Origin of the sequence: Endozoicomonas sp. ONNA1 (genome assembly GCF_024606325.1) — a bacterium.
GTDB lineage: Bacteria > Pseudomonadota > Gammaproteobacteria > Pseudomonadales > Endozoicomonadaceae > Endozoicomonas_A.
The window spans coordinates 1-2,889 of record NZ_JAHHPN010000059.1 but is presented as its reverse complement, the minus strand read 5'-3'; the positions used below and the strand labels follow the sequence as shown (position 1 = coordinate 2,889).

At 44.2% G+C, this 2,889-nt stretch carries 5 protein-coding genes; all 5 read left to right on the top strand.

Annotation, left to right across the window (positions count from 1 at the left end; all coding sequences use genetic code 11):
• Window positions 1–308: 308 nt before the first annotated feature.
• A complete protein-coding gene (locus KDK19_RS01300; RefSeq protein ID WP_257254541.1) occupies window positions 309–407 on the top strand; it encodes a hypothetical protein in 99 nt (32 codons plus the stop codon).
• Between the two features lie 54 nt (window positions 408–461).
• Window positions 462–743: a BrnA antitoxin family protein gene (locus KDK19_RS01295; protein ID WP_257291184.1), complete on the top strand. Its 282-nt coding sequence runs from the start codon at window positions 462–464 to the stop codon at window positions 741–743.
• Window positions 744–785: 42 nt separating this feature from the next.
• Complete coding sequence (locus KDK19_RS01290; RefSeq protein ID WP_257254537.1) at window positions 786–1,016, top strand: hypothetical protein; 231 nt, start codon at window positions 786–788, stop codon at window positions 1,014–1,016.
• Window positions 1,017–1,106: 90 nt separating this feature from the next.
• The gene (locus KDK19_RS01285; RefSeq protein WP_257254538.1) at window positions 1,107–1,871 is read left to right on the top strand and encodes a lipopolysaccharide kinase InaA family protein; all 765 of its coding nucleotides are present in this window, start codon (window positions 1,107–1,109) and stop codon (window positions 1,869–1,871) included.
• 1 nt (window position 1,872) lies between these two features.
• On the top strand, window positions 1,873–2,820 hold the full coding sequence (locus KDK19_RS01280) for a lipopolysaccharide kinase InaA family protein (protein WP_257254539.1): 948 nt from the start codon (window positions 1,873–1,875) through the stop codon (window positions 2,818–2,820).
• Window positions 2,821–2,889 lie beyond the last annotated feature (69 nt).

Below are 2,889 nucleotides of genomic sequence, written 5' to 3'. Positions count from 1 at the left end.
CAAACGTTTTGACCAGCACGACAAACGTTTTGACCAGCACGACAAACGTTTTGACAAAATAGAAGAAACTCTCGCCATCATCGTAAACCACCTTCAGAAATAACTACGCCACCTAACAACTCGCTTGGCGGGGACACAGCTACGCTGCCCGTCAGCTCTGGGTTAGGTGGCTCAAGAAAAATCCTGCTTTTCCTTCAGATAAGTAGAAAAAGTGAAAACCACTACAATGTAGTTGCACTCTATGCATGAGAAAATTTACATTCGAGTGAGACGTAGAAAAGCCCAAGAAAAACCTCAAAAAGCATGGAATTAGCTTTGAGGAGGCGAGATCTGTATTTTTAGATGAGAATGGTTTTCTTATTAGTGATCCAGACCATTCTGATGAAGAAGATCGTTTCGTTTTTTAGGTATGAGTGTTAGCTTGAAAGTGTTAGTTGTTTGCCATTGCTATCGCAGTGAGAATGAAATCATTCGTATCATCTCTGAGAGACGAGCTAACAAAAGTGAAGCTACGGCTTATAAAAGCAGATGAGACAATGAGGGAAGAGTATGATTTCAGTAAGGGCATTAAAAACCCCTATGCAAAAAAATTAAAAAAAATAACAATTCGTATTGATGAAGATGCAATTGAATATTTCAAATCCCTATCGGATGACTTAGGTGTTTCCTATCAAAGCCTAATAAATCTTTATCTCAGAGACTGTGCCCAGAAGCAGCGTAAACTCAATATGTCTTGGAAGTAACCGCCACCTGACAAATGCAGTCAAAGGGACGGTGAAGAAGTTTTGCTACATGGTAAAAGAATTACATTCTTAGAAAATGATTCTAAAGATCAACAATATATCAGACAGGAATCTGAAGCAGATAAATTTGCACAGACAACATTAATTCTTGAAAGTGAATGCTCTGCTTTCTTGAAAGAAGGGGTTTTCACTAAAGCTGCTATCAGCCAACTCTCTCAAGCAATAGGCATGTTTCCCGGTATTATTTCCTGTCGTTATCACTACGATTCCTGATGTGAAAGACCGTCTGAAATACCCTCTGTAACCGAAATATCCAAGCTTTGAATTCATGAAGATTCCGCCCACTTATGGGCCACTTACAATATGCACATTCCTTTTTTGATGTCGTCCAGCTGGACACTGACGGAATCCTATAATGACACGCCGGTTGGCAATGCTGTCTCTACGCTCGAAAGCACTTTTGCCATGACAGGTGTTGAAATTACCCGGGATATCATCAGTTCCATGTGCCGTACCGAAATTGGTGGTAAAGGCTACTACCTGAAACGGTATACCGGAGGCGGGAAAAATCTTCGCCGGTACATTGGCAGAAGCCGTATCCGGGGGGAATGGGAAAGCATGCTGTTTTTCCGTGAACACGGTATTCCTGCCGCCAAAGTGGTCGCCTATGGGCAGGAAATTCAATGGGGCATTATGACGCGCGGCGCACTGGTGACCGAAGAGGCACCCAATACTCTGGATCTTCGCCAGATGGTCAGAGACAGTATTCATTGGCTGAAAGATCGGACCTGGATGGCCAAAGTTATTGAGCAGTTAGCTCCAGCGGTCAGAACCATGCATAACCAGAGCTTCATCCACACTGATCTCAAGTGGCGAAATATTCTGGTTTCACAGAATGAAAATCCTGAAATCTGTTTCATTGATTGTCCTGCTGGCCAGAAGGTTCTTCCCTTTTTCCTGGAGCGAGGGATTACCAAAGATCTGGCCTGCCTTGATAAGATGGGCAAGCAGCATCTTTCACGCACTCAACGGCTAAAGTTTTATCAACTCTATTGTGGAGGCCGACTCAAAGCGAGCGACAAGGTTCGAATCCGAAAAATCCTGAACTTTTTCGAAGGAAGGGAGTAATATGCCTGACCCATTCCTTCAGAAGTGGCATACACTGAGTTCTGATTCTCAAAAGTCTGAATTTATTTATCAGGCTCTGTTGGCTAATGAACGCCCTGAACATTTTGCACAACTACCACCCAAGTTTGATCGCCTTCTTGAGGCGCACAACGCTCCGCCAGAGCTATTGAACGAAGTACAGCGCATCCGCAAGCAGAAAGAATTAAAGCTACAAGAATGTCTGAAACCCAGGACAGGATTTAGTTATCAGAAGTCCTGGTTTCAATTGGCTATTACCGATCAGAGAGATGAATGCCCGGAGCTTTCAAACCTTCTTACTGAGCCCGACGCCTTTATCAGACAGGGACATATCATCAAGACAGGAAAAGCCACGACCGTTGCTGTTGCGACATCCGGTAAAAAACAGTATTTCATCAAAAGGTACAATTCCAGAGGCTTTCTCTACAGTCTGACTCGTAGCCTGATTCCCTCAAGAGCTGCGGTCACCTGGTATGCAGCCCAGCTGCTGGAAAGCATTGGTGTCCCGACAGCACGACCCGTTGCCTTGCTGGAGAAGCGCTGGGGGCCTTTGAAACAGACCAGCTTCGTTATTCATGAATATGTCGTAAGTATTCATGCTATGAAATATTTTGCTGAAGGCGCTGAGCCTCAGCCCGAGTGGCCCGTCGTTGCTAAGGAAATAGATGACATCCTTTACACCTTGAAGCGATCTCTGATTATTCATGGAGATTTGAAAGGACAGAATTTCATTATTCAGAACCACCGGCCTTTGTTGATAGATCTGGACTCTTTGGCCAGCTACCCGTGTTCGTCTACCTATCTAAGGCAATACCCTAAGGATCTTGCACGTTTCGCCCGGAACTGGAGAGATGAACCTCAAGCCAGTCCCTTCTTTACACCTGTTATCAACCAACTCAGCAAAGATATTGTTGATCCTTCTTCATTATGACTGCCCCTTTATTCAGTATTGTCATCCCCTGCTATAACTACGCCCATACTCTAAAACGCTCTGTAAAGT

Excerpts from the sequence above, each read along its gene's own strand:
- KDK19_RS01295 (WP_257291184.1), top strand. The coding sequence starts at position 462 with ATGAAATCATTCGTATCATCTCTGAGAGACGAGCTAACAAAAGTGAAG.
- KDK19_RS01280 (WP_257254539.1), top strand. The coding sequence starts at position 1,873 with ATGCCTGACCCATTCCTTCAGAAGTGGCATACACTGAGTTCTGATTCT.
- KDK19_RS01285 (WP_257254538.1), top strand. The coding sequence starts at position 1,107 with ATGCACATTCCTTTTTTGATGTCGTCCAGCTGGACACTGACGGAATCC.